Source organism: Lysinibacillus xylanilyticus (genome assembly GCF_001183605.1).
Taxonomy (GTDB): domain Bacteria; phylum Bacillota; class Bacilli; order Bacillales_A; family Planococcaceae; genus Lysinibacillus; species Lysinibacillus xylanilyticus.
This window is the reverse complement of sequence record NZ_LFXJ01000010.1, coordinates 420,824-446,828: the sequence shown is the minus strand read 5'-3', so window position 1 is coordinate 446,828 and position 26,005 is coordinate 420,824. Positions and strand designations below refer to the sequence as shown.

The 26,005-nt window shown below is 37.9% G+C and carries 19 protein-coding genes; 3 read left to right on the top strand and 16 right to left on the bottom strand.

The window, feature by feature from the left end:
- Positions 1 to 58: 58 nt before the first annotated feature.
- The 7 genes from ACZ11_RS19615 to ACZ11_RS19580 form a co-directional block, all read right to left on the bottom strand.
- On the bottom strand, positions 59 to 823 hold the full coding sequence (locus ACZ11_RS19615; RefSeq protein WP_049668216.1) for a TerC family protein: 765 nt from the start codon (positions 821 to 823) through the stop codon (positions 59 to 61).
- A gap of 561 nt (positions 824 to 1,384) precedes the next feature.
- Positions 1,385 to 2,470 (bottom strand): SDR family oxidoreductase, encoded by a 1,086-nt coding sequence (locus tag ACZ11_RS19610; protein WP_049668215.1) that lies wholly within the window; start codon positions 2,468 to 2,470, stop codon positions 1,385 to 1,387.
- 18 nt (positions 2,471 to 2,488) lie between these two features.
- The gene (locus ACZ11_RS19605; RefSeq protein WP_049668214.1) at positions 2,489 to 5,542 is read right to left on the bottom strand and encodes an efflux RND transporter permease subunit; all 3,054 of its coding nucleotides are present in this window, start codon (positions 5,540 to 5,542) and stop codon (positions 2,489 to 2,491) included.
- A gap of 219 nt (positions 5,543 to 5,761) precedes the next feature.
- Positions 5,762 to 5,944 carry a hypothetical protein gene (locus ACZ11_RS19600; RefSeq protein WP_049668213.1) on the bottom strand — a complete coding sequence of 61 codons (183 nt, stop codon included), beginning with the start codon at positions 5,942 to 5,944 and terminating at the stop codon, positions 5,762 to 5,764.
- A gap of 340 nt (positions 5,945 to 6,284) precedes the next feature.
- The gene (locus ACZ11_RS19590; protein WP_049668211.1) at positions 6,285 to 7,862 is read right to left on the bottom strand and encodes a peptide chain release factor 3; all 1,578 of its coding nucleotides are present in this window, start codon (positions 7,860 to 7,862) and stop codon (positions 6,285 to 6,287) included.
- A gap of 309 nt (positions 7,863 to 8,171) precedes the next feature.
- Positions 8,172 to 9,638, bottom strand: a complete 1,467-nt coding sequence (locus tag ACZ11_RS19585) for a UDP-N-acetylmuramoyl-L-alanyl-D-glutamate--2,6-diaminopimelate ligase (RefSeq protein WP_049668210.1) — start codon at positions 9,636 to 9,638, stop codon at positions 8,172 to 8,174.
- A 305-nt stretch (positions 9,639 to 9,943) separates the two neighbouring features.
- Complete coding sequence (locus ACZ11_RS19580; protein WP_049668209.1) at positions 9,944 to 11,332, bottom strand: aldehyde dehydrogenase; 1,389 nt, start codon at positions 11,330 to 11,332, stop codon at positions 9,944 to 9,946.
- Positions 11,333 to 11,522: 190 nt separating this feature from the next.
- Here ACZ11_RS19580 and ACZ11_RS26715 point away from each other — a divergent pair, with 190 nt between their 5' ends.
- Positions 11,523 to 11,678 (top strand): hypothetical protein, encoded by a 156-nt coding sequence (locus tag ACZ11_RS26715; protein ID WP_169776092.1) that lies wholly within the window; start codon positions 11,523 to 11,525, stop codon positions 11,676 to 11,678.
- A gap of 86 nt (positions 11,679 to 11,764) precedes the next feature.
- Entirely contained in the window at positions 11,765 to 12,007 is a 243-nt protein-coding gene (locus ACZ11_RS26000) for a hypothetical protein (RefSeq protein ID WP_152911535.1), read from the top strand.
- On the opposite strand, the gene ssuE is transcribed toward ACZ11_RS26000, so the two are convergent.
- The 5 genes from ssuE to ACZ11_RS19555 form a co-directional block, all read right to left on the bottom strand.
- Positions 11,972 to 12,505, bottom strand: a complete 534-nt coding sequence (gene ssuE / locus ACZ11_RS19575) for an NADPH-dependent FMN reductase (RefSeq protein WP_049668208.1) — start codon at positions 12,503 to 12,505, stop codon at positions 11,972 to 11,974. The two genes, ACZ11_RS26000 and ssuE, sit on opposite strands and share 36 nt — an antisense overlap.
- Positions 12,506 to 12,539: 34 nt before the next feature.
- Positions 12,540 to 13,499 carry an ATP-grasp domain-containing protein gene (locus ACZ11_RS19570; protein WP_049668207.1) on the bottom strand — a complete coding sequence of 320 codons (960 nt, stop codon included), beginning with the start codon at positions 13,497 to 13,499 and terminating at the stop codon, positions 12,540 to 12,542.
- An 11-nt stretch (positions 13,500 to 13,510) separates the two neighbouring features.
- Entirely contained in the window at positions 13,511 to 14,557 is a 1,047-nt protein-coding gene (locus tag ACZ11_RS19565; RefSeq protein ID WP_049668206.1) for an LLM class flavin-dependent oxidoreductase, read from the bottom strand.
- Between the two features lie 507 nt (positions 14,558 to 15,064).
- On the bottom strand, positions 15,065 to 16,402 hold the full coding sequence (lpdA, locus tag ACZ11_RS19560) for a dihydrolipoyl dehydrogenase (protein ID WP_049668205.1): 1,338 nt from the start codon (positions 16,400 to 16,402) through the stop codon (positions 15,065 to 15,067).
- An 849-nt stretch (positions 16,403 to 17,251) separates the two neighbouring features.
- Positions 17,252 to 19,333, bottom strand: coding sequence for a catalase (locus ACZ11_RS19555; RefSeq protein WP_049668204.1), 2,082 nt, complete (start codon positions 19,331 to 19,333; stop codon positions 17,252 to 17,254).
- Between the two features lie 503 nt (positions 19,334 to 19,836).
- Between ACZ11_RS19555 and ACZ11_RS19550 the strand changes: the two genes are divergently transcribed.
- Positions 19,837 to 20,400, top strand: coding sequence for a GNAT family N-acetyltransferase (locus ACZ11_RS19550; RefSeq protein WP_049668203.1), 564 nt, complete (start codon positions 19,837 to 19,839; stop codon positions 20,398 to 20,400).
- 188 nt (positions 20,401 to 20,588) lie between these two features.
- Here ACZ11_RS19550 and glpK read toward each other — a convergent pair whose 3' ends face one another.
- The 4 genes from glpK to ACZ11_RS19530 form a co-directional block, all read right to left on the bottom strand.
- Positions 20,589 to 22,085: a glycerol kinase GlpK gene (glpK, locus tag ACZ11_RS19545; protein WP_049668202.1), complete on the bottom strand. Its 1,497-nt coding sequence runs from the start codon at positions 22,083 to 22,085 to the stop codon at positions 20,589 to 20,591.
- A 179-nt stretch (positions 22,086 to 22,264) separates the two neighbouring features.
- Entirely contained in the window at positions 22,265 to 23,068 is an 804-nt protein-coding gene (locus ACZ11_RS19540) for an MIP/aquaporin family protein (RefSeq protein ID WP_049668201.1), read from the bottom strand.
- 156 nt (positions 23,069 to 23,224) lie between these two features.
- Positions 23,225 to 23,788 carry a glycerol-3-phosphate responsive antiterminator gene (locus tag ACZ11_RS19535; protein WP_049668200.1) on the bottom strand — a complete coding sequence of 188 codons (564 nt, stop codon included), beginning with the start codon at positions 23,786 to 23,788 and terminating at the stop codon, positions 23,225 to 23,227.
- A 394-nt stretch (positions 23,789 to 24,182) separates the two neighbouring features.
- Positions 24,183 to 25,826 carry a glycerol-3-phosphate dehydrogenase/oxidase gene (locus tag ACZ11_RS19530; protein WP_049668199.1) on the bottom strand — a complete coding sequence of 548 codons (1,644 nt, stop codon included), beginning with the start codon at positions 25,824 to 25,826 and terminating at the stop codon, positions 24,183 to 24,185.
- Positions 25,827 to 26,005: the final 179 nt, after the last annotated feature.

Below are 26,005 nucleotides of genomic sequence, written 5' to 3'. Positions count from 1 at the left end.
GAATAGATACGACTATTCCTCTTATTCAGCGGATGTTGCTTGCTGAAGAAGTTAAAGATTATTGATCTTTATGTTTATGACGAACTCCTACTAAATAACCTACTAGTGCGATGGCCACTAATACAATCCAGAAAGTTAACTCCCACACAGTAGAATGAGGAAATTCCGCAGGTAATATACCCACCTTCTCATGTGACAAAGTCAACACAACAAGCTTCACGCCTACCCAACCTACCATTAAAAACGCAGCGGTCTCAAGTGAAGGATAGTCATTTAATATTTTCACAAACCATTGTGCCGCAAATCGCATCATTATAACTCCGATAAATCCTCCAAGTAACATGACAATAAATTGTCCACCATTGATGCCACCTATATCAAAGTTCCCTAAATGCGGTAAAGTTACTGCAATGGCAACTGCAGCAAGCATAGAATCAATAGCAAATGCAATATCCGCTGCCTCTACCTTAAGCACTGTCATCCAAAAACCAGAGCCCTTTTTCTTCGCTTTATCATTAGATTCTTCGTTTGAGTCATCTTTATAACGCAAATCATATATATTTTTGGCGGACATGAATAATAAATAAGCTGCTCCCAACGCTTGAATTTGCCAATAATTTACTAATACTGTAATGACAAAAAGTGCTGAGAATCGGAAAATTAATGCGCCGAATAATCCATAAAACAATGCCTTTTTTTGCTGTTCTCGTGGTAAGTGCTTCACCATCACAGCCATCACAACTGCATTATCTGCTGCTAATAATCCTTCTAATACTACAAGTACAATAAGTACCCAACCGTATTGTAATAAAATTGATTCCATTCATGTGCCTCCTCTAAAACTCTTTATACCCAAAATAGTTATTACTATCCGAGTACAAAAGAAAAGACCTCTGCCCCTATAAAAAGGCAAAGGTCTCGCTGAGCAAATAAATACCTGACATTTTTTATCAGTACCTCTCTATTACTAGTAAATCAATTATGCCTCGACATAATTGCGTCCGGAGGTTAACTTCTTTCAGCAGATGTTTTATGTAGCGAAAGCGAAGCGTCAGCTACAGATGTTTTTTGTAGCGAAAGCGAAGCGTCAGCTACAGATGTTTGGACATTTGCTAAAAGAAGTTGAATACCGCTAGCATAGAGTTATTCGCCTATCACACCCGATGGTAAAAACCACGTCATGACGAATGTGAATCCAGATACTTCGCTCGTACCTGTTAGCTACTCCCCTTTGACAAAACGTCGAAGGTTTTTTCTTCTGAAAACTTATTATAGCACTATCATAAACGAGTGGCAAAATTATCTACACCACTTTTAACCTACAATATCTCTGTGTTTTGAATAGTGACAACTTGTTTATTAGCTCGTACCACTAATTGAAGCATCACTTTATTTGAATTTGATAGCGTTTATCTTCTTTATTCGCTAAATAAAAATCAATCATTCTAGGCATAGTCTGTATAAAATCAGGGCATGCAATACTACCTTTTTTCAAAATAGAAACTGCTTCGGATGTATCGAACTTAGCATTCCAAGTTAAGTAGTCTAAAGATTCTTGCTCAACACCTAGATATTTTCGAATAAGTAGCACTTGTAAAGATATTCTTGCTAGTATTAACGGTAATCGCCCCTTAGGATAATGGTTAGTTAATAATTTTACCATCGTACGATACACTTCCTGCACAGGATGCGGATTCGGGTCCGTTAGATGCAAGGTTTTCCCTTCAGCACTTTTTTCATCAACGAGATAAGTCGAGGCGTTTATAATATAATCCACTGGCACCACATTTATTGTTGATGTCGATCGGCCAATATACGGGATACAAGGAAGGTATTTTAATTTATCCACCATATTTAAAAAGAAATAAGGCCCATCAAATTTAATAGTTTCTCCTGTCTCTGAATGTCCCCGTACTATGCCAGGTCGAATAATTGTCAGTGGTATTTCTGATTTCAAATCCTCTACTCGATGCTCAGCTTCATATTTTGTTTCCTCATAATAGTTTTTAAATGCATGCGGGCGAATAAGTTCATTTTCTCGCAAAACACCTTCACGTGTTCCTGCTACATACGCTGTACTAAAATACATATAGCGTCTTAAGTTCGGAAGTGTTCGAACAAAATCATTGACCATAGTCGTACCATGTACATTTACCTTCCATGCTATATCACGTGGTACTGCTAAATCATAAATTGCAGCTAAATGCCAGAGCACCTCAATTTGAGGTACAATTACCTGTATAACTTGATTTTCTAAACCGAGATTCGGTAATGTAATATCTCCCTCTACAATATGAATAGAACAGTTAGGAAACTCCGCTACTATATTTTCTCTTTCTAAATTTGCTTTTACTAATTCACCTGCTAGTACAATAGCGATGACTTCATGTGAATGATTTTTTCGGAATAACTCTCGTATTAATTGGCTTGAAATAAAACCCGGAAAACCTGTAAAAAAATGAACCCCCATCTCTCATCCCCCCTGAACTTACCGCATCTTCCTAGTTTCTTTATCCATTAGACTGTAAATAATCGGTACAATATATAATGTCAGCAAAGTTGATGTCACAAGTCCCCCGATTACTACAATTCCCATCGGTTGATTCATCTCTGTTCCTTCACCAATACCAAGAGCAAGTGGAAGCAATCCTAAGATTGTTGTTAGTGCGGTCATTAAAATTGGTCGAAGTCGATCTTGTGTAGCAAGTAAAATCGCATCATACGTCGCCATTCCCATAGCTTTTTGTTGATTAATGTAATCTACAAGTACAATCCCGTTATTCACAACAATTCCAACTAGCACTAAGACCCCAATAACAGATGTCACACCAATTAGCGTGTTCGTAGCAAACATTGCAATTGCAACGCCAATAATCATTAATGGTACTGTGAACATGATAACGAATGGATATTTGAATGATTCAAATTGTGCAGCCATTACGATATATACAAGCACTATTGCTAATGCAACGGCTAAAAGCATATCATTAATCGCACTATCATAAAGTTCACGATCTCCACTAAAGACAACTTGAGTTTCAGATGGTAAATCTGCTTTTTCCAATGCTTTGTCCACTTTTGCTGAAATGCCCCCTAGCGATTCCTTCGTTTCATACTCGACAAAAAATGCAACCGCAGCCGCCTGATCAGAACGTCGTATCGATACTGGCCCTTCCTGTACAGAAACAGTCGCAATGTCCTCTAGCTTTACAAACAGACCAGCAGATGAACGAAGCTGCATCGATTTTAATGACTCGATACTATCATTAAATACTTGACCAAAGCCTGTATAAACAGGCAATACAGCACCATCCCCTGCCATTATTTGCGTAGTGAGCTGACCCTTCGTCATTTGATTGACCGTTTGAGCAATTTGAGCAGGTACAAATCCGTAGTCCTTCGCCTTTTCTCGGTCGACTTCTACTTGAACTTCTTTAACAGTGATATCTAAATCCGTAGATACCTTTGTGATGACCTGTTCTTTTGATAGCTCCTGCTGCACTTTATCAACAGAGCTATGAAGTCTTTGCTCATCAGAGTCTGTTAATCTAAACGTTAATGTATTTGGTGACGAACCAGTTGTCGTTGAGACATTGAAGTTAATTTCAACTTGCTCCCCTAGCTCTTTATGCAAATCTCGCTCAACCTCTTCTACAAATTCAAAAATCGAACGATCCCTATCCGCTAAAGGGACAAGTTTTACATATAGCTCTGCTTGGTTTGCACTTGTTTGTCCTCGTGCTTGTGCCTGCTGTGTACCACCGATTAAGCTTACATATACGTCGACATCCTTCTCTTGTTTTAAACGTTTTTCAATTTTCGCAACAACTTTTTCTGTTTCTGACACTGCTACCCCTTTTTCAAGATTTACACTAACGGATGCAAATCCTTCATCGGTTGGCGGTAAAAACTCTGTACCCATTTTCATAAGTCCAAACAAAGAAAGTCCAAAACAGACAACCGCTAAGATTAGTACAAGCATACGATGACGCAATACCCAAATAATTGATGTTTTGTAGATCTTGTAAAAGGATGACTCATTACGCTTTTCGTAAATATTCGTTGATTTCATTTTTAAAAGACGACTTGCAAGCATTGGAACAACTGTTAACGCAACGACTAAAGAAGCGATTAAGCTAAAGGAAATAGTTAATGCAAACTCTGTGAAAATTTGTCCTATTAAACCTTCAATAAACATAACAGGAATGAATACTGCAATCGTTGTAAGAGTGGAAGCAGTAATCGCAAGTGACACTTCCTTTGTCCCTTCCTTAGCGGCTATTATCGGGTCCTTACCAAGTCCTAAATGTCTTTCAATGTTTTCAATAACAACGATAGCATTATCAACAAGCATACCGATACCAAGTGCTAACGCCCCTAATGTCATAATATTGAGCGAGAAATTAGCAAAAAACATTAAAACAAATGTAACAATAACTGAATATGGAATCGCAATACCAATGATAATAGGGCTTTTCACACTACGTAGAAAGACGAATAATATGAACATTGCGAATAATCCACCTAAAAGTAAAGAAGATCCGATATTACTAATCGCTAAATCCACATAGTTTCCTTGGTCCACTAGCACGTCTGCAACGATTCCTTGATATTGCTTCTTCGTCAATAATTCATTTAAAGCTTCTTTAAAAGCTTTTGATACCTCTGCCGTATTAGCACCCGATTCCTGTAATACAGACATTAATACCGCAGAATGCTCATTTGCTCGTGTTGTAGTTATAGATTTTTGCTCCACACGTTCAACAGTCGCAACTTCGCCTACTGTTAAAGCTTTACCATCTAGTGGATTTACTGAAATGATTAAATCAGCAATGCTTTCTGGTGAACTTAAAGTACTTAAAATACGTGTAGTTAACATCTTCCCATCTGCTGTTAACACCGGTTCACCAGGAAGAGAAATATTGTTCGATTGAATAATTTGAATAATATCTGCTTGGGTTAGTCCTTTTTCAACTAGCTTCGAGTCATCTAAAGTTATTTGAACTTCTTCTACCAGCTTACCGGAAATATTTACACTTGCGACACCTGCTGTTCGACGAAGTTCTTTTTCCAAGGCTTCCGCCAGTAAACGCACATCTACATTGTCATTTTCCGCCCGTAGCGAAAGTTGTATTATAGGAAATTGTGATGGATCAAATTTTAAAAAGCTAGGTTTCTCAGCATCATTCGGTAAAGGGGTCATATCGATGCGTTGTAAAATATCGAGCTGAGCATCTTCAATATTGGTTGACCAATCAAACTCGAGAATAATTAAATTGGATCCTTCTTGAGAGGTAGACTGTAGTTTTTTTATCCCTGGTAAGGTGGCGAGTGTTGTTTCTAAGGGCTTTGTTATTTTCTCATTAACCTCTGTTGGACTTGCACCAGGATAATTGGTAACAACGATGCCTATTGGTGGACGTAATTCTGGAATAAGCGTAATAGGTATTTTTAATAATGAAACGCCACCTAATATAATGACAAGTAGCATCGTAACTATTGTAAAGACGGGCCTTTTAATAGAAAAATTACTAATGTTCATTTTTTGCAAGCTCCTTTTCTATCTCTTCCTTTCTATGATACCCGAAAAGGAGAATATTTTATAAATTTGGCAACTTCTCCATGTGATATAAGTTTAAAATATAGCTCAATACCAAAATTAGGAGATGCAATTTGATCAATTATGCATCGGTATAATTGCGTCCAGAGGATGTAGGCCAATAAATGTTTTTTGCGCGAAAGCTTAGGCAGCAACACGATGTTAGTCACTCAGTCGTGTGTTGTTGTTGCTGTCGCTACGCTTTCGCACAGAAACAAAACCTGTTGCTGTCGCTTCGCTTTCGCACAGATAAATTTCCACAGGACGTGGCGCTCTTAGACTAAGTTCCTCTATTTCAGCAGATGTTTGAACACCCACTGAAAAGCAACTTAAATTCGCATTCATCTCACCACCTATAGAGGTGGTAGACTTCTGTACCAATCGCTACGCTTTCGGTACAGAAAATAATTGCTGAAAGATGTTAAAGCCTATGCCATATGTAAGTTGATTGGAGTGGAGACTGGGCGACTCCTTGGGGATTAGCGTCACAGATGAGACCCTGGAGCGAGCAACGCGAGTGAAGCGGCTCATCGGATGCCCCCAGGAAAGCGCCCAGCGGAACGGAAATCAACCCCACGTTATTGCGATGAGACTTATATTTCCTAATACTGTATATATTCTACATATGACTCCAATTTTCCTTGAAAAAAAACACGAATCGCAACATGTCGATTCGTGTTTTTTATTATAAAAGGCTATACAATTTAATGTTTTCGTTTTTATCAGCGAACCAGCGCATAGCAAACTCATTTTCAAATAGGAAAACAAGATTGTCAAAACGGTCTTTTACAAGCATTGAACGACCTGAAGACATCGATTCTTTAACATCTTCTTCGTTTTCAATCCATCTTGCAATTTTCGAACCAATTGGCTCCATCTTCACTTCAACATTATATTCGTTTTTCATACGATGCTCAAAAACTTCAAATTGTAATTGACCAACTGCTCCAAGAATAACTTCTTCTGTATGCAACGTTTTATAATATTGAATAGCGCCTTCTTGCACTAATTGTAAAATCCCTTTATGGAATTGCTTAGATTTCATAACATTTTTCGCAGTTACACGAACAAATAACTCTGGCGTGAACTGTGGCAATTTTTCAAATTGGAATGTCTTTTTACCACCAACAACTGTGTCACCAATCTGATAAGTACCTGTGTCGTATAAACCGATAATATCACCAGCAACTGCTTCATCTACGGTTTCACGATCATCCGCTAAGAATTGTGTAGATTGTGTCACTTTGAATGATTTACCTGTACGAGATAATGTCATGTTCATGCCACGTTCAAATTTACCCGATACGATACGCACAAAGGCAATACGGTCACGGTGAGCAGGATTCATATTCGCTTGAATTTTGAAAATGAAGCCAGAAAACTCTCCATGCTCAACTGGATCAATAAATTGTTCATCCTCAGTAATTCGAGGCTGTGGTGTCGGTGCAAATTGTAAATATGTTTCAAGGAATGTTTGTACACCAAAATTCGTTAAGGCAGAACCAAAGAAAACAGGCGTTAATTCACCACGTCGAATTTTTTCTTTAGAATACTGATTACCCGCTTCATCAAGCAACATTATGTCGTCCATTGCTTGTGAATAATATGAAGTCACCTTCATCGGATGCTCGACTGCAAGTTCCCCATTATCATCAATTGGTAAGAAACGTTCATCTTCTTCAGTACGGAATTGCTCGATACGTTTATTATAACGATCATAAATACCTAGAAACTCTTTACCCATACCGATAGGCCAGTTCATTGGGTAAGCGTTAATGCCAAGTACCTCCTCAAGCTCTTCAATTAGCTCAAGTGGCTCCTTCCCTTGACGGTCTAGTTTGTTGATAAAAGTAAAAATCGGAATACCACGCATTTTACAAACTTTGAATAGCTTTAAAGTTTGTGCTTCGATACCTTTGGCAGCATCTACAACCATGACAGCACTATCCACCGCCATTAATGTACGATACGTATCCTCCGAGAAATCTTGGTGACCTGGAGTATCTAAAATATTGACACGTGAACCGTTATAATCGAATTGCATAACTGAAGAAGTTACAGAAATCCCACGTTGCTTTTCAATTTCCATCCAGTCAGATGTTGCAAACTTACCTGATTTCTTTCCTTTTACCGTACCGGCATCACGAATCGCACCACCAAATAGTAAAAGCTTTTCTGTAATCGTCGTTTTACCAGCATCAGGGTGACTGATAATGGCAAAAGTTCGACGTGATAATATATCTTTTTCTAAATCTAAATTCATCTCGTCATTCTCCTTTTTTCATACTTAATAATAATAAAAGAAGACTTGCCTCTCTTACAACCTTTTTACATGAATTCCCCAAAAAAGAGGTTTTGATCTTAGCGAGGCATGTCTAGCTTCCTCAAAAATCTCGATGGCTGCACTCGATTGTAAACATCGTGACATTCACCAAAAGTGCCCAAAAAGAAAACCCTTTAGTACTAACTAAAAGGGTTCCCTAAGTATGGTGAACTTGCCCCATTATTGCATGCATTGCGTTCACACTATCAAGTACGCTCTAATATCCTTATCCTCATTGGAGATCATATATTATACAAATTTTAAGTGGCCAGCTTCTATTGCAATATCTGCATCACTATGCGGATATTTAGTATTCTCAATAATTTGATAATCTTCATGACCTTTACCAGCAAAAATAATCATATCCCCTGGTTCAGCAACCTCAATCGCATGACGCACCGCCTCAGCACGGTCACCTATACATGCATAATTTTCATGAAGCATCCCTTTGGCAAGATCGCCTGTAATACTATCGTAGTCTTCATAGCGAGGATCATCTGTCGTTAAAATAACGTAATCAGCAGCCGAAGCCTTTTCTGCCATTGCTGGACGTTTCGATTTATCACGATTGCCTCCTGTACCAACTAAGAAAATAAGCTTACCTTTTTTATATGGTTGAGCTGAAGAAACCGCCTTTTCAATGGCATCAGGTGTATGTGCATAATCAATAAAAATCTGCACAGGTAAATCTGAGCAAACTTTCTCCATACGTCCCTTTACAGGTGGTAATTGCTCAATTTGCTCAATGATTGTTTCCATTGAATAACCACGGCCATAAAAAGCAACCATAGCTGCAAGCACATTGTATATATTAAACTCCCCGAGCAAATGCATTTTCACATGGTATATTCCCTCTGGCATTTCAACGTCAAAAGATGTCATGAAATCATGATACTCACAGTTAATAGCTCGGAAATCAGCAGTTTCATTTTCTAAACCATATGTCCATACTGGGAATGGTGTCATCGCTGCATAACGCTCTGACCAAGCATCATCAGCATTTAACACTACAAATTTATTCTTTTCTAAGTCTTGTCCAAGTTGGGAGAATAATAAGCCCTTTGCATGTCCGTATTCTTCCATCGTACCATGGAAATCAAGATGATCATGCGAAAGATTTGTGAAAATTGCTACATCATAATCTACACCAGCTAGACGTCCAAGTGCTAAACCGTGTGAAGATACCTCCATAGTCATTAATCGGCAGCCTTCCATTTTTGCACGGAATATCATTTGTTGAGTCGATAATGCATCGCTCGTAGTATTTGCAGATTCATATAAAATACCATTTAAATTAAAGCCGATTGTTCCTGATAGTGCAGATTTCTCGCCCATACCATGCATTATATTTTGAATAATACCCGTTACTGATGTTTTTCCATTTGTCCCTGTTACGCCAATCATTGCCATATCTTTCGACGGATAGTCAAAAAACTTTGCAGCTAACAAGCCAACTGCACGATCCGTATCTTTCACAATGACCTGTGCAATATTTTCACCTAATGGTAATTTTCGTTCTGTTACAACAATTGTTGCGCCACCTTCAACAGCTTTCTGTGCATAGTTATGACCGTCTACTGTATAACCTTTTATACAAACAAACATACTATTTGGTTGCACACTTCGTGAATCAATTACAATATCACTTACTTGGTCAGGTAGCACTCCAATTATTTTTTTCAAAGGTAATGCATTTAACAATTCCTCTGCATACATTTCATAGTCCTCCAATCAATCTCTACATTCATTCCGTCATTCATTGTTTATTCGACAAGAAATGACAAAAAGAATTCCCCCACATTCTATTGAATTTATTTTACTACTTATTCGCTCATAAATAAAATGTCTCTTAAGACGTTTTTTTAATGAAAACGCTAACATTTTAATATATCTTCAATCTTTCAATGAAATTTGGCTCATCAATCAACATTTATCGACAACCTAAATCCATGTATGGTGAAAATATACTTTGGAGAACTGGTAAAAAAGTGAGGTGTCAGATCACTGACACCTCACTTTAACTATTTCATAATAGTTCTTACAAGCTTAACTTTTTGTTTATATGGCGGAAAGAGAACATTCGTCTCTAACTTCGATGATTTTTTTAAGATAGATTTGGGATGAGTAAAGTTTTCAAAGCTTGCCTTCCCGTGGTATGCTTTCACCCCTGATGGTCCGACACCGCCAAATGGCAAATGTAAATTTCCTACATGTGTAATCGTATCATTTATACAACCTCCACCAAATGGTAATTCCTCTAAAAAGTACTGAGTAGCTTTTTCATGCTCTGAGAAAAAATAAGCCGCTAAAGGCTTTGGCAACTGACGAATCTGGTGAATGGCCAGCGGTAAATCATCGTACATCATCACAGGTAAAATCGGACCAAATAGTTCATCCTGCATCGAAGGACTTGACCATTTCACATATCCAATAACTGTAGGCTCAATATACAAGTCATCACGATCTGTTCTACCACCAAATGTAATTGCATCACGTTCTTCCACGATAATTTGCTGTAAGCGATCAAATTGTCTTAAATTCACAATACGGCCGTAGTCAGGGCTTTTTAATGCATTTTTTCCATAGAAGGAACGGATTGTTGCTTTCAATATTTTCATAAATCGGTCATAAACATCTTTATGGACAAGGACATAATCGGGTGCCACACAGGTTTGACCAGTATTTGTGAATTTACCCCAAGCGATTCTTTTCGCTGCTACTTCTAAATTGGCTGTTTGATCAACAATTGCAGGACTTTTCCCACCAAGTTCTAGGGCAATTGGTGTTAAGCGTTCCGCCGCTGCCTTTGCAACAACTTTTCCGACTGCCACACTCCCTGTAAAAAATATATAGTCAAAGGATGCATGAATAAGTGCCGTCACTTCTTCTTTTTCTCCCTCTACAACCCGAACGTAGGAAGGATTAAACGTTTCTTCAATTATTTTTTTTACGATTGCTGCTGTATGCACAGATGTTTCTGATGGTTTTACAATAGCCGTATTACCACCAACAATTGCACCAATTAAAGGCTCCATTACAAGTTGGAATGGATAATTGAATGGACCAATGATTAATGTTACTCCATATGGCTCTCTTACAATAAAGCTTTTTCCCATCTGGTATTGAATCGGTGTTTTTACAGCTTCAGGTTTCACCCATTCTTCAACATGCTTTACCATATATGAAATACTATCTAAAACAATGCCAACTTCTGTTGCGTATGCCTCAAACTCACTCTTTCGTAAATCTAAATATAGAGCATTCAAAATTTCTTTTTCATATTTTAAAATCGTTTTCTTCAGTTTTATTAATTGCTCTTTTCGAAATTTTATACTCTTCGTCGCACGTGAAAAATAAAATTGACGCTGTTCTGTAATCATATTTTCTACATCTTGTGGCGTAAAATTCATAATAAAAGCACCCCTTTTTTTAAAATGGCATACATAGTTTTTTCATTTCGAAACAAACTATCTTTGTCTATACGATACAACATTGACAACCAAAATTCCTCTTTCTTGAATGGATGGAATGTGTAGATGATTTTGTGATTTTGAGAAATTTACAACTACATATCGAAAATTGAAACGGGGGCGTAGATGAATGACAACAACAACAGGAACTTGGTGGGAGTCTATTTTTTCTGGACCATTGGCACACGGTATTTGTGAAGAAAAATTATTGCTATTGCAAGACGAGGCTTTCTTATATCTCTCTACAATACCGGATGAGAAAAAAGAAGAACCTGAAGTTAATTAAAAATAGCGCGTTATAGGAGGTTATTTCCTATAATGCGCTATTTTTTGAACTTCATGGCTCAGCACTCCAAAAGTTGTGGATAACATTTGTTATTGCCATTGTTAATTCTCATTGGATGCCTCCTAGGAAGCTTTGCTCTGTGCGAAAGCGAAGCGTCAGCAACAATGTTTTATCTGTGCGAAAGCGAAGCGTCAGCAACAATGTTTCATCTGTGCGAAAGCGAAGCGTCAGCAACAAAGCACCTAGTCGGAACGGAAATCAACCACACGTTATGGAACGTAGTTCTGGATTTTTCAGTTTACTACCACAATTTGTTGCAATTGTTTTAATTCCCCTTCAAGACGATTAATAGCTTCTTCCTCAATAGCAAAGCTTCCATCTTCTAATCGAATAATTTGTTTATCAACAATATATACAGAATGTGCAATAGTTGTAGCTCCTAATACAGCTAAAACTGGTTTTAATGCATATTCTAATGCGAGTAAATGTCCAATAGAGCCACCTACAGCAATTGGTAGGATGATTTTTCCAAGCAATGCTTTTTGCGGTAGCAAATCTAAATAAGTTTTCAATATTCCTGTATACGAAGCTTTATAAATGGGTGTCAAAAGTACGATAATATCTGCTTCTTCAACTTGTTTATTTTCTGAAATGATGGCCTCACTTGCAAAATTAGCCGTAATTAAGTCCTCAGCCGGCAGTTCATGTACATAGTTTGTGTGTACTGCTATACCCTGTGTCTTTAAGTAGTTTTCCACCTTTTCATGAATCGCCGTCACGCGTGAACTTCTCGAATTACTGCCATTAATAATAACTGCCTTTGCCATATTAGCCACTCCTTATTAATATAGATTAATGTCCTTACACCAAATGCAATGTCTTTTCATATTGACGTAATGTAGCACCTAAGTAATTAGCAACAGCTAACATGCCATATCTCCCTACTGCTTTTTCGGCTTCAGCATTATAATTTGTATTGGTATTCACGTCATATGTAAAAATATTACCTTCTTTATCGATAATCGACTCAATCCCTGCGACACTTACCTTATTTTGCGCTAAAAATTCTTCATAACGCTCAATAAGCTCCTCTGAAAAACTGTCTAAAATTTGAAATTTAGATTTATTAGTTGCTGCTTCACCTACTGGGCAAAATTTATTCTCTATTTGACAGCTATCAGCAGGACATAGTTCAAAGCCCTCAGACGTATCAACTCGCACTGCATATAAAAATTTGCCACCTACAAATTCACATCGCGTTATATATGAATCAGGTGATTTTATATATTGCTGAACAAGCGTAATACCATCTATAGGTGACTCAAAAGTATCACTATTTGCATATACTTCTAGTGCTTCAACTGAATGAAATAGTTGTACGCCAAGCCCTTTTCCTGCTCGATTATGCTTCGTAATAAACGGTGTTGTACCAATTGTTCTTGCTGCTTCTATTAGCTGCGATTTACCAACTGTCGCTATCGTTTTAGGTGTTTGAATACCTACAGCTTCTAGTGCAAAATATTGATTGACCTTACTTACTTCTAATCGTAAGGCACGGCTGCCATTAATAACAGTACGGCCATGATACTCTAGCCATGAGAGCACTGCCTCTGTAAGCTCAGGTGCAAATACATGCCCCCGCGTATGTGATGAAGCACTCATACGACTATAAAATATTCCTTGTGGTGGCTCTTTTGATAAGTCAATCAATCCCTCTGCCAAATGCCAAACCTCATATGGTAGGTTTTGTTCCTCTAAACGATTTGTTAAATGAATTGTCCATTCATCATTTTCATGAATAATATAAATTTTCGCAGTCATGTAGTCGCTCCTTATTGTATGATGGCTGATTTTATTTTCACTAAAGGCATAACCTCTCTTGCAAAACGTTCCATTTCCTCTAGATGTGGGGAGAATTGAAGAAGTAAGAGATTTACGCCAACCGCTTCATAAGCTAAAATGCGCTCTGCCACTTGTTGAGGTGTACCGACTAAATTTGGTCGTAGCCCTCTGTTTGAAACTGAATAATCCTGTAGTGTAATTTGTTGTTCTAGCTTTGATTTACTAGTGAAGTCATTAAAGCCTACATACCCTGCTGTATCCTGTACATTGTTAATTCGGGCTAGTTCAGCAAGTGCTTCTTCTTCTGAATCACGCACAATGACATATGCAGCCATCCCAAAAGTTTCGAATGGGCCTTTTCCAATTGCTTTTCGACGGGCGAGCATATCCTTGATTTTATCCCCGACTTCCTCTACTGTTCCTCCATGCATCACATAAGCGTCACATGACTTTGCAATTGTCTCTTTACCGCGCTCACTTTCTCCACCTGCGTATAGTGTTGGGTATGGTTTTCTGACTGGCTTGGGAGATAAATATGCATTTTCTATTTTGTAATATTTCCCATGATAGCTGAACGTTTCTTCTGTCCATAAACCTTTTAAAATATCAATGAATTCCTCCGTGCGATCATAACGCTCTCCATGCTCTGTAAAATAACCACCGTATTGCTTTGCTTCTTCTTCCCACCAAGCTGAAACTACATTTAAAGTAAAACGACCATTAGCAATTTGATCGATGTTTGCAGCTACTTTTGCCATCACCGCCGGATTATGATAACCAGGTCGAACTGCAGCCAATATTTCAATCTTTTCAGTAACTGCTGCTAAAGCTGCTGCGGTTGACCACGCCTCAAGTGCGTCAGCATCAATGCCTTTAATATCATTTAAATATAGCTCGGCGATAAGCGTCACATCAAAGCCAAGTTTTTCTCCCGTTTGAATAACCTGCTTTACATAATCAAATGTTGAAGGCATATTTTCATTTTCTACGTTACGTAACCACCCTCCAAAAATCGGTAGCCAAAATCCTAATTTCATATTTCATCCTCCTCAAGTTCAATAGAAAATCACAATATAAAGATAAAAAAAGGCTTCTATATTTACGGTCGGAGGATATCCGTTACGTAAAATAGAAGCCTCTAGATGTCTAGTCAACTCAATTTCTAAATACCTAGTATTCTTATAAACTTAATTTAACATAATAACATACAAAGTCAATAGGTTTTTTATTTTTCCATCAAAGGTAAATATGAGTGTTTGAAGCCCATATAAATACTTATTTTAATCAGTAAGTATTCGAGGGGTATCGAGGTGAACAAAGCGTTTAGCAACTTGTTCATAAGTATCCACATACAAAAAAGAACAAGTATATCAACGGGCTAAACGCCATGCTGAACCTTCATCCTCTGTTGGTGAGTAGTGAAATGAGAGAAACCCGCTTCAAAGAAGGCTAAGAAGTTAATTTCGATCCCTATTTAAAAGAAAAAACTACATTCCATCAACGAGAAGGATGCCTTCCGCTGAAGAATGTAGTTTTTGAGACTATTATTGGTGAATGGCTTTGTCAAAAATAGCTTTTGCAGCATCTCCAATATGCTCTGACACTGTAGGATGTGGGAAAATCATATTTGCAAGAGCGTGGGCAGTGCCACCAGCATTTTTAGTAGCTAAAATAGCATTTAACATTTCTGTTGCCCCATCAGCAACAACACAAGCTCCTAAAATACGTCCTTCTTTTTCCGTCGCAATAAGCTTTATAAAGCCCACTGTATTTCCTTCCATCAATGCCTTAGGGTTTGTATGTAAAGGCATTTGAGTCACCGTATAAGGTTCATTAATCTGCTCTTCCAGCAAACCAAAAGTCGCAATTTCAGGATGTGTATAAACACAGCGAGGAATCGATGTTTGATCAATAAGTGCCGGCTTATTCCCCAAAATATGCTCCATAACATGAATTCCCTCTGCACTCGCTGAATGAGCTAGCTGGTAACCACCAACTAAGTCACCTATAGCATAAATATGTGGATGACTTGTTTCAAGATGCTCATTGACGGCAATCAATCGACCATCGAAGGCTAGACCAAGCTGCTGAGCTATTTCTGTATTTGGGCGTCGACCCGTTGCAAACAAAAGATTTTCATATGTATAAATACCTTTAGAAGTATGAATTTCATTGCCATTAAAATGCTCAAATTGGAAATCTGTCACAAGTTCAATTCCAAGCTTTTTCATCTTTTCACGAATAAGTGGTCGTGCATCTGGCTCTTCTGTCTGTAAAATATCTTCACTATGATTCAGCATCGTCACCTTTGTTCCAAGTGGTGCTAAACTAAATGCCATCTCAACTGCAATAACGCCTCCGCCTATAATTGTTAACTGCTTTGGCAGCTCTTTCATATCAAAAAAGGTATCCGTTGTATAATAGGAAGACGTCTCTATACCTTTAAAAGGTGGCACAAATGGTTTACTTCCTGTTGCTAAAATAATATCCGTTGCCGTAAAGATCTCACTACCAACTGTTACAGTTAAATCATTAGATACTGCCGCTTCTCCTCGATAAAAGGTGATTTGATTGCTCAAAACATAGCCCTCAATATTCGTTAAAAGCTCCTCAATAATAGCATCCTTACGTTTCATCAATCGTGGAAAATTCACATTTACTTTAGGGGTTTCAATGCCCCAGTCATTCCCACGTTGTATTTCTTGAATGAGCTTACTATGCTCCAACAAAATTTTCGAAGGAATACAGCCGACATTATAGCAGGCCCCTCCTACTTTATCGCGCTCTACTAAAGCGACCTTCTTGCCACTTTTTGCTGCATGAATGGCTGCTACATAACCCCCAGGACCTGCACCAATAATTGCAATATCAAGTTTTTCCACGAAAAATCACCTCATTTATCACCATAGCATTTACAAAATTTGAATGCAATGTCATAAATGTTACAGGAAATTCAGTAACATATTGTCTGACCTAACGGCAAATACCGTATAGGAGGATTGTATGCCTAAAAAATTTTTACTGCTACTCTCTATGCTATTCCTAGTTGCCCGCCTGTCAGGAAAAAGAAGCATTAAAGCCCCTACCAAGTAAGAACTATTCACAAACAGCTTCTACGCAACAGGAAGACTTTCTTTATGAACTCTCTATTTCAAAACCCACCTTCACAGAAGGAGAATCCATAAAGATAAAAACTAAACTCACATATGTAGGGCAGGCTCAAAACGTAACTATTTACCATGGAGGCTCCCCATTTTTATTCAATTTGCAGGAAGCGACACGGAATTTTGAAATATCTAGTGTAATGGATACTCCACTAATTACACGTATTCTTGAACGAAATGTGCCCTCCGAAGAGGTCTACACGAGCGGAGGCGTGTACGACGATTTTCAGAACCTAAACTCGTTGAATTTATGAAACAAACAATGAAAGGTCATTTTCCAAAAGGACATTATATGGTAAAAGAGAGCACTGACTTTTACACAGAAGACTCGAATAAACAAAAAACAGAGTACAAACCATCAGCAACAATTGAATTTAAGATTCAATAGGCAAAAAATACTCTCATTATTCTTAATAGAACAATGAGAGTATTTAATTATACGTATTTCCATCACGGTATTCCCTCTGCTTCCGCGAGTATTCGCCCTACTTTCGCGGGTATTCTTCAAGCTTCCGCAGGTGTTCCTCGCTAAGCAGATATTCTGCTCCTCGTGGAAACAACATAAAGTTAATAAATATTCCGTTCCCAGAAGCGTTGTTGCGCTATGGCATTGACAAATTTTTTAGCGAAATCTTTGTCCCCAGTTGCCAATACAATTCCTGGCCCTACATTGGCATTAGACATATTAAAAAATGTCGTTCCTGATGTTGCTATACCAATTGGTTTGTAATGTCTATACGCTTCATTTATATAATTTACAATATATGAATTAAACTTTGCCTGATTTTTTGCTCTTACTCCTACAACATATAACGAGTCAAATAGTACCGCATCGGTAGTAATAAATGTGTCACTTGCTGTTAATTGTACACCATCACTACTAGTAACAACGCCTAATCTGTCGGAAATAATACTGTATCGAACACCCTGTCTTGTTAAATATTTCAGTATTTCTCCAACTTCATTTGCGTCAAATCCATCACCTATTAGCACGCCTACTTTAAGTGTTTGTGGCATTTTTATAGTATTAGCTTGACTAAGTGCAGGTGATGATAACGTGACATTTATTTGCTCACCTTTTGGACGATTAACACCAACATTATCGGCCACAGTCGTTGCCATTGCTTTATCAACACGGACAAACATATCGACAACCTGTTGGCGAACGGACTTACTTTTCACCTTCCCTACTTCAAAACTAAAGGCATCAATAATATGCTGCTTTTCAGGGGGTGACATACTATTCCAAAACAGCCTTGCCTGTGAAAAATGATCATCAAACGCTTTACTACGTGCTCGTGTGATGCGTCCTTCAACCTTTTCTTCATAATGGACAAAGCCACCTTCCTTTGCCGTTGATGTTGATGGAGTATTATTGGCCAAGGAATTTTTATGATAGCTCACTTTTCCTACATTAATAGTTTGACGACTAAAGCCATTGCGCTGATTGTTATGAAATGGACAGATGGGTCGGTTAATCGGTATTTCAGAAAAGTTTGGTCCCCCTAGACGTATTAGCTGTGTATCTAAATAAGAAAATAGCCGCCCCTGCAAAAGTGGATCATTTGTAAAATCTATGCCTGGTACAACATTGCCAGGGTGGAAGGCGACTTGCTCTGTTTCAGCAAAAACATTATCCACATTACGATTCAAGGTCATTTTTCCAATCTTTTTAACTGGCACCATCTCTTCAGGCCACAGCTTTGTTGCATCCAAAATATCAAAATCAAATTTAAATTCGTCCTCTGGCTCAAGCATTTGTACACCGAGCTCATATTCTGGATAATCACCTATCTCAATTGATTCCCATAAATCACGTCGCTGAAAATCTGGATCCTTTCCAGCAATAATTTGTGCTTCATCCCAAATGAGTGAATGAACCCCTAACACAGGCTTCCAATGAAATTTTACAAACCTCGATTTTCCTTTATCATTAACGAAACGAAAAGCATGAACACCGAAGCCTTCCATCATTCGAAAACTTCTAGGTATTGCACGATCAGACATATGCCACATAATCATATGCGCAATTTCTTGATTGTTCGCTACAAAATCCCAAAACGTATCGTGAGCTGAGGCTGCTTGTGGCATTTCATTGTGAGGTTCAGGCTTTACCGCGTGAATTAAATCAGGAAACTTAATGGCATCCTGAATAAAAAAAACAGGTATATTATTACCAACTAAATCATAATTGCCTTCATCCGTGTAAAATTTCGTCGCAAAGCCACGAACATCACGTGCAGTATCCATCGAACCTAAACTTCCAACTACAGTTGAAAATCTGACAAATACAGGTGTTTTCTTATTAGGATCCTGTAAAAAGCTTGCTTTAGTATATTCCCCCATCGATTCATACAATTCAAATTCTCCATGTGCTGCAAAACCTCGCGCATGTACAACACGCTCAGGAATCCGTTCATGATCAAAATGCGTTATTTTCTCTCGAAAGTGAAAATCCTCCATAATAGTTGGCCCACGAACTCCAGCCTTCAACGAATTCTCATCATTCGAAACTTTTAACCCCTGATTCGTCGTCATCTTTTTTCCTTCATTATCGACACGGAACGGCTCTAGCTGCTGATTCTTCGCATTCTCGTCTAAATTTTTGCGCTGATTCGACTTAGAGTTATCCACACAATCCCCTTTCATTCCAATACTCATAATTCTCAATATATACTATATGTTTGTCTGGAATAAACATGTCTTAAGGTTTTGATACAGAAATGAGTTTTATCCTCCTATTATTCAAGGGAGACAGAACCTAAAATTTCACCTTTTAACCCTTCTGCTCCGTTAGAAAAAAAGCATTAGATGTACCTTATTGAACTGATGTTGCTTTGTTACACATTTTAAAGGATATCTAGTAGTTCTAATAGAAATATTGTAAGTGGAAACATGTGGCTTGGATTTATTACAAAGAAAGGGAGCCTGTTAGAAAGCTAAAAAAAGACTATGTTCAGACGATTGAAAGTTTCCTCATCATGTTTATGTTGAGGATTCCTGCCACCATGCATTCGATTCTAGAGAAACAGCCAGTTTAATTGATGAACAAAAGTACGCCCAAGCGTACATAAAAAACTATATAATGAATACTCCATTTTGTTCGAAATGATCGACTCTGTAAAAATTGATTAAATCGGAGGGAGAAACCAATGAAAATAGAAATACAATTAACTGATAAAAATAATGGGTATGTTATTAAAAACTTATACCCTTTATATTTATATGACCTATCAGGACATTATGGTAATCTACCGAATGTACACGGAATATACGAGGATAGTGATGATTTCCGAACATTAATAGACCAGTATGAAGTTCAGAATATTTGGTGGGAAAAGCCAGATATTTTATTCCCCTACTCAATTTTAGTGGATGGGATACCAGCGGGGTTTATCCTTATAGCGTCTCCTCCACATTGTAATAAAGGAATTGATTATTTTTTAAATGAATTCTTTTTAGTTCAATCATTAAGAGGTAGAGGTATTGCTGAACATGCTGCAAATATGATATTTGAACAATTTAAAGGAAATTGGGAGTTGTTTACTAATCCATTAGAAAAAAACATTGTTGGACAAAAATTTTGGAGGAATACAATTTCTAATTATACTAGTGGAGTTTACAGTGAGGAATATGGTGAAACTTTTAATGGATATCAACTTATTTTTCGATTTAACAATTCTGAAAATACTGCATATCCAAACGACTCAGTCTAATATAGTGATATGGGGTACCGTCAGGAAAATGGGCTTACCGTTTTATATCCGCATGTATCAATGAGATACTTTAAACACTTACCTAAAACAAAACCTTGATCGGCAAGTGAAGTGACCCCGTTAGATTTTTGTCTAACAACAGGATCCGCTTCAAAATTGCCTATCAAGGTTTTTTCATCACTATCTTTTTATTTAAACGCTTGAGCAGCTGCTACAGCTTTTTTCCAGCCTGCATAGATTTCTTCACGATGTGAGTCATCCATATTAGGTGTGAATTGACGATCTAAATTCCAATACTCACTAATTTCATCTGGTGAATTCCAGAAGCCAACTGCTAAACCTGCTAAATACGCAGCACCTAAAGCTGTTGTTTCGTTAATGACCGGACGATCAACAGGAACGTTTAATAAATCTGATTGGAATTGCATTAAGAAATTGTTTGCAACTGCACCACCATCTACACGTAATTTCGTTAGTGGAATATTGGCATCTGCTTCCATTGCACCAAGTACGTCTTTTGTTTGATACGCTAACGATTCTAATGTTGCACGTACAAAATGTTCTTTAGAAGTACCGCGAGTTAAACCGAATACTGCACCTCGTACATCTGAATCCCAATAAGGTGTCCCTAGACCAACGAATGCAGGAACTACATAAACGCCGTCAGACGACTCTACACGTGCAGCATATTGTTCAGATTCAGAAGCAGAACGGAACATTCGTAAGCCGTCGCGTAACCATTGAATAGCAGAGCCAGCTACGAAAATACTTCCTTCTAAAGCGTAAGTAACCTTACCATTTAAGCCCCATGCAAGAGTAGTTAATAAGCCATTTTCTGATTTTACTGCCTTTTCACCAGTATTCATCAACATAAAGCAGCCCGTACCGTAAGTGTTTTTAACCATACCTTCTTCGAAGCATGCCTGACCGAATAAAGCAGCTTGTTGATCACCTGCAGCCCCTGCAATTGGAACAGCAGAACCAAAGAACAGAGCTTCTTCAGTATATCCATACACTTCTGAAGAAGGACGAACCTCAGGAAGCATAGAAGCAGGAACTCCTAAAATGTCTAATATTTCTTCATCCCATTTTAAATCATATATGTTGTACATTAATGTACGAGAAGCATTTGAATAATCCGTAACATGGACTTTACCACCTGTTAACTTCCATATTAACCACGTATCAATTGTACCGAATAATAAATCGCCTGCTTCTGCTTTTTCACGAGCACCTTCAACATTGTCTAAAATCCATTTTACTTTTGTACCGGAGAAGTATGCATCGATTAATAAACCAGTTTTATCACGGAATAAATCATTGTAACCGTTTTCTTTCAATTCCTCACAAATAGCGTTCGTTTGGCGTGATTGCCATACAATCGCATTATAAATTGGTTTCCCTGAATGTTTATCCCAAACAACAGTTGTTTCGCGTTGGTTTGTAATACCGATCCCAGCAATTTGATTTGATTCAATATTTTTTGCAGATAGCACTGTAGCGATACAAGAAAGAATAGAAGACCAAATTTCTTCTGCGTGATGTTCAACCCATCCTGAGTGTGGGAAATATTGTGGGAATTCTTGTTGTGCAACATGGAGAATGCTCCCTTTTTCATCAAACAAAATAGCACGTGAGCTTGTTGTACCTTGGTCCAAAGCTAAAATATATTTTTTTTCTGACATCGGTCATACCTCCAAATAATTTTTTAATTTCTTTCAGCAAGTGTTTTGGTAGCGAAAGCGAAGCGCCAGCTACAAGTGTTTTGGTAGCGAAAGCGAAGCGTCAGCTACAATTATTTTCTGTAGCGTAAGTGAAACGTCAAAGCCGATTCCGAACACAATTTTGCCGAAGCATAATTGATTTACTCTTCACTTTTAATATTTTTCACTGTCATTTGAGCACTGATAAAAATAATAACTACAATAATAGCAAACACCCAAAATGTGATACTATTATTTCCTTCAAAAATTTGTTGGAAAAATAGGGCACCAAATGTACCACCGATAATTGGACCTACAACTGGAATCCATGCATATGACCATCCTGAATCACGTTTACCTGGGATTGGTAAGAAAAAGTGAGCTATACGTGGACCTAAGTCACGTGCAGGGTTAATTGCATAACCAGTAGGGCCCCCTAATGCCATCCCGATGACTACAATTAGCATACCAACTAGAAATGGATTCATGCCATCCGTAATTGTATTTGTTCCTAATGCTAGGATACCTAAAACAAGTATAAATGTACCAATCATTTCTGAAATTAAATTTGATAATGGATGTTTAATAGCAGGCATTGTAGAAAATACAGCCAGTTTCGCTTCCGGATCTTTCGTACCTTTCCAATGTGGTAAATACATAAAATAAACGAGTACCCCACCTAAAAATGCACCAATCAATTGTGCAGCAATGTAAGTAGGTACGTCTTCCCATGGGAAATTACCGATTGTAGCAAGCGCGATCGTTAAAGCAGGATTTAAATGAGCCCCACTAATACCACCAACAGCATATGCAGCCATAGCCACACCTAGACCCCAAGCGAATGTAATCACTACCCATCCACCGCCAAAACCTTTCGATTTGTGCAGTGATACACCTGCAACAACGCCACCACCGAATAAAATAAGAATCATCGTGCCGACAAGTTCAGCTGTAAATGTTGACATACATAAAGCCCCCCTTTGTAATAGTGCACTTAGTAAAAAAATAAACCCACACTTAAACAAACTGCACGTTGTAATGCAGATGAATAAATGTGGGTTCCTTTTCCTAACCACGCGCTTTTTAACTTATGTACATTGTAGAGAAAATAATATACATAGTCAACAATATTTTTGGAAATTTTCCCACAATTCCTTATTTGATGTTGTAATAGCTACTGCTCCAGATGATAACGCTTCCTCAATGCTTTCAACAGTGCGAACTAGTCCACCTGTAATAACAGGAATTTTTGTTCGCTGGTGTACTTCTGAAATCATTGAAGGAATGATGCCTGGTAATAATTCAATATAATCAGGCTTCGCTGATTCAATCATTGAAAAGCTTTTTTCTAGTGCAATCGTATCAATTAAAAAGACGCGCTGAATTGCAATAATCCCACGAGATTTTGCTTTTATTAACATATTAGATCGAGTGGAAATTATACCTGCTGGACGGATATCATTACATAAAAAATCTGCTGCAAAATTATCCGTTTTTAAGCCATGAATTAAATCTGCATGAATAATTAATTTTTTACCGTTTCGATCTGCTTCTCGTTTTATTGACATGAGCGAACTAATATGGACTTCTAATAGAACAATGTATTCGAATCGACTATTTAATATTTCATCAAATTGCTTAATTGTACGTGCAGCGGGAATAATTTGTTGATCATTGAAATTCATTTGATTTCCCCTTTATATCAATTATGCCTCGGCATAATTGTGTCTAGAATCGGACTTTGTGCTTCGGCCTGTATGAGGGCCGACACGATGTCGGTCATTTCGGTAATGCCACAGGACTTGGCATTTTTACCGATGCAGGTCAGTTAACCGTTATCGCGTGGGTGCAATGATTTTAGGCTAACATCCTTTAAGCACTCCTTTTCGATTTCCATAACATCCGCCGGAGGCTTTAGGCCAACGTGATGTTGGTCACTCAGTCGTGTGTTGTTGTTGCTGTCGCTACGCTTTCGCACAGAAAGAAAACCGTGTTGCTGTCGCTACGCTTTCGGTACAAAAAACATCCACTGAAAGAAGTTAAAAAGTGAGGTCGCCTTTAAGACGACCTTCCTTTTTATTATAATGCAGTGGTAGCTCTTGTTATTTCTAAATTTAAATCTTTTTCATATTGCGTACGTTGTTCAACAGACCAATGTAATTGTTTTGCCATTTCATCTAATATCGCGTCTTTATATTGCTTCACAAGAGCGATATTAAAGAACATATACGCTGTACGACGAATCATAAAGTCGTTTGGATGAACAACCATTTCCTGATGAATACCATACAGTAGCTGAGCATATAGCCCTTGTGGTAAAACAGGATGTTTTTCTTTAGCATATTCAAAAACAGTATCCACATTAGAACCATAATGATGTGCTAAATGTTTCGCTTCCTCTTCTGATAATCCAATATTAACACCCATTTTTGTTCGTTTTGACACGAAAGCATGTAAGTTTTGGGAGCCCCCAACATCTCCACCAGATATATGAATATTCTTTGTATGACATGGTTTTGATGTAATGCCAAATCGTTGTTCTAAATCTTGCGTAATCATATTTAAAACCGTTTCAGCCATTTTACGGTAACCTGTTAATTTACCGCCAGCGATTGTTACAAGTCCTGAAGCAGATTCCCATACTTCGTCCTTACGAGAAATTTCAGATGGATCTTTACCTTCCTCATGAATTAATGGACGAACACCTGCCCAGCTTGATTCGATATCTGCATCAGTGACGTTAACTTTTGGGAACATGTAATGAATTGCTTTCATAATATAATCACGATCTTCTTGATGGATATTCATTTCTCGGGCATCGCCTTCGTAAAATGTATCTGTCGTTCCAACATACGTTTTCCCATTTCGAGGAATCGCAAACACCATACGACCATCAGGTGTATCAAAATAGACAGCTTGACGTAATGGGAATTTAGATTCATCAAAAACGATGTGCACACCTTTTGATAAAATTAAGTGCTTACCATTTTGTTTCCCTTCGATATTCCGAACCTCATCTACCCATGGACCAGCAGCATTTACGACTTTTTTCGCACGAATATTAAACGTATTATGGGCAATCAAATCTTGCGCTACAATTCCATTAATTTTCTTTTGGTCATTGTATAAAAAGTTTTCTGCCTTTGTATAATTAATGAGTGTTGCGCCTTTTTCGATGGCAGCTTTGGCAACTTCGACTGTCAGACGTGCATCATCTGTACGATATTCTACATATACACCACCGCCGCGTAAGTCCTCACCTTTGACCAAAGGTTCTTTTTCCATTGTTTTTGCAGCATTTAACATATATCGACGCTCAGAACGTTTAACCCCTGCTAAAAAATCATAGACACGTAAGCCAATATTCGTTGAGAATTTACCGAATGTGCCACCTGTATGGAATGGCAGTAGCATCCATACAGGAGTTGTTACATGCGGTCCATTTTCATAAACGATTGCACGCTCTTTTCCTAAATCTGCAACCTCTTTTATTTCAAATTGTTTTAAATAACGAAGTCCACCGTGCACTAATTTTGTCGAACGACTAGAAGTACCGGCCGCGAAGTCTTGCATTTCAACTAACGCTACAGATAGTCCACGAGCAATTGCATCCAGTGCGATACCACAACCTGTAATCCCACCACCGATAACCAATAAATCGTATTCTTTACTTTCTAATTCTACAATCGTTTGTTGACGTTGTATTGCTGAAGCTGTGCTCATAATGAAATTCCTCCTTATTTAAAGCGAAAAAAAGAGACCATTAAAAGCACATGTACAAAAGTACATATGTTTTTAATGGTCTCTCAATCGCTCAAACCTAGTATATTAACTTAATTTCATTGTAATGTGTTTAGAAAGAAAAGGCAAGGTAGATAGTCAAAAAAATACAACATACACTT

Coding starts and splice junctions, on each gene's coding strand:
- ACZ11_RS19615 (WP_049668216.1), bottom strand. CDS start 823: ATGGAATCAATTTTATTACAATACGGTTGGGTACTTATTGTACTTGTA.
- ACZ11_RS19610 (WP_049668215.1), bottom strand. CDS start 2,470: ATGGGGGTTCATTTTTTTACAGGTTTTCCGGGTTTTATTTCAAGCCAA.
- ACZ11_RS19605 (WP_049668214.1), bottom strand. CDS start 5,542: ATGAACATTAGTAATTTTTCTATTAAAAGGCCCGTCTTTACAATAGTT.
- ACZ11_RS19600 (WP_049668213.1), bottom strand. CDS start 5,944: ATGAATGCGAATTTAAGTTGCTTTTCAGTGGGTGTTCAAACATCTGCT.
- ACZ11_RS19590 (WP_049668211.1), bottom strand. CDS start 7,862: ATGAATTTAGATTTAGAAAAAGATATATTATCACGTCGAACTTTTGCC.
- ACZ11_RS19585 (WP_049668210.1), bottom strand. CDS start 9,638: ATGTATGCAGAGGAATTGTTAAATGCATTACCTTTGAAAAAAATAATT.
- ACZ11_RS19580 (WP_049668209.1), bottom strand. CDS start 11,332: ATGAATTTTACGCCACAAGATGTAGAAAATATGATTACAGAACAGCGT.
- ACZ11_RS26715 (WP_169776092.1), top strand. CDS start 11,523: ATGACAACAACAACAGGAACTTGGTGGGAGTCTATTTTTTCTGGACCA.
- ssuE (WP_049668208.1), bottom strand. CDS start 12,505: ATGGCAAAGGCAGTTATTATTAATGGCAGTAATTCGAGAAGTTCACGC.
- ACZ11_RS19570 (WP_049668207.1), bottom strand. CDS start 13,499: ATGACTGCGAAAATTTATATTATTCATGAAAATGATGAATGGACAATT.
- ACZ11_RS19565 (WP_049668206.1), bottom strand. CDS start 14,557: ATGAAATTAGGATTTTGGCTACCGATTTTTGGAGGGTGGTTACGTAAC.
- ACZ11_RS19555 (WP_049668204.1), bottom strand. CDS start 19,333: ATGAAAGGGGATTGTGTGGATAACTCTAAGTCGAATCAGCGCAAAAAT.
- ACZ11_RS19550 (WP_049668203.1), top strand. CDS start 19,837: ATGAAAATAGAAATACAATTAACTGATAAAAATAATGGGTATGTTATT.
- glpK (WP_049668202.1), bottom strand. CDS start 22,085: ATGTCAGAAAAAAAATATATTTTAGCTTTGGACCAAGGTACAACAAGC.
- ACZ11_RS19540 (WP_049668201.1), bottom strand. CDS start 23,068: ATGTCAACATTTACAGCTGAACTTGTCGGCACGATGATTCTTATTTTA.
- ACZ11_RS19535 (WP_049668200.1), bottom strand. CDS start 23,788: ATGAATTTCAATGATCAACAAATTATTCCCGCTGCACGTACAATTAAG.
- ACZ11_RS19530 (WP_049668199.1), bottom strand. CDS start 25,826: ATGAGCACAGCTTCAGCAATACAACGTCAACAAACGATTGTAGAATTA.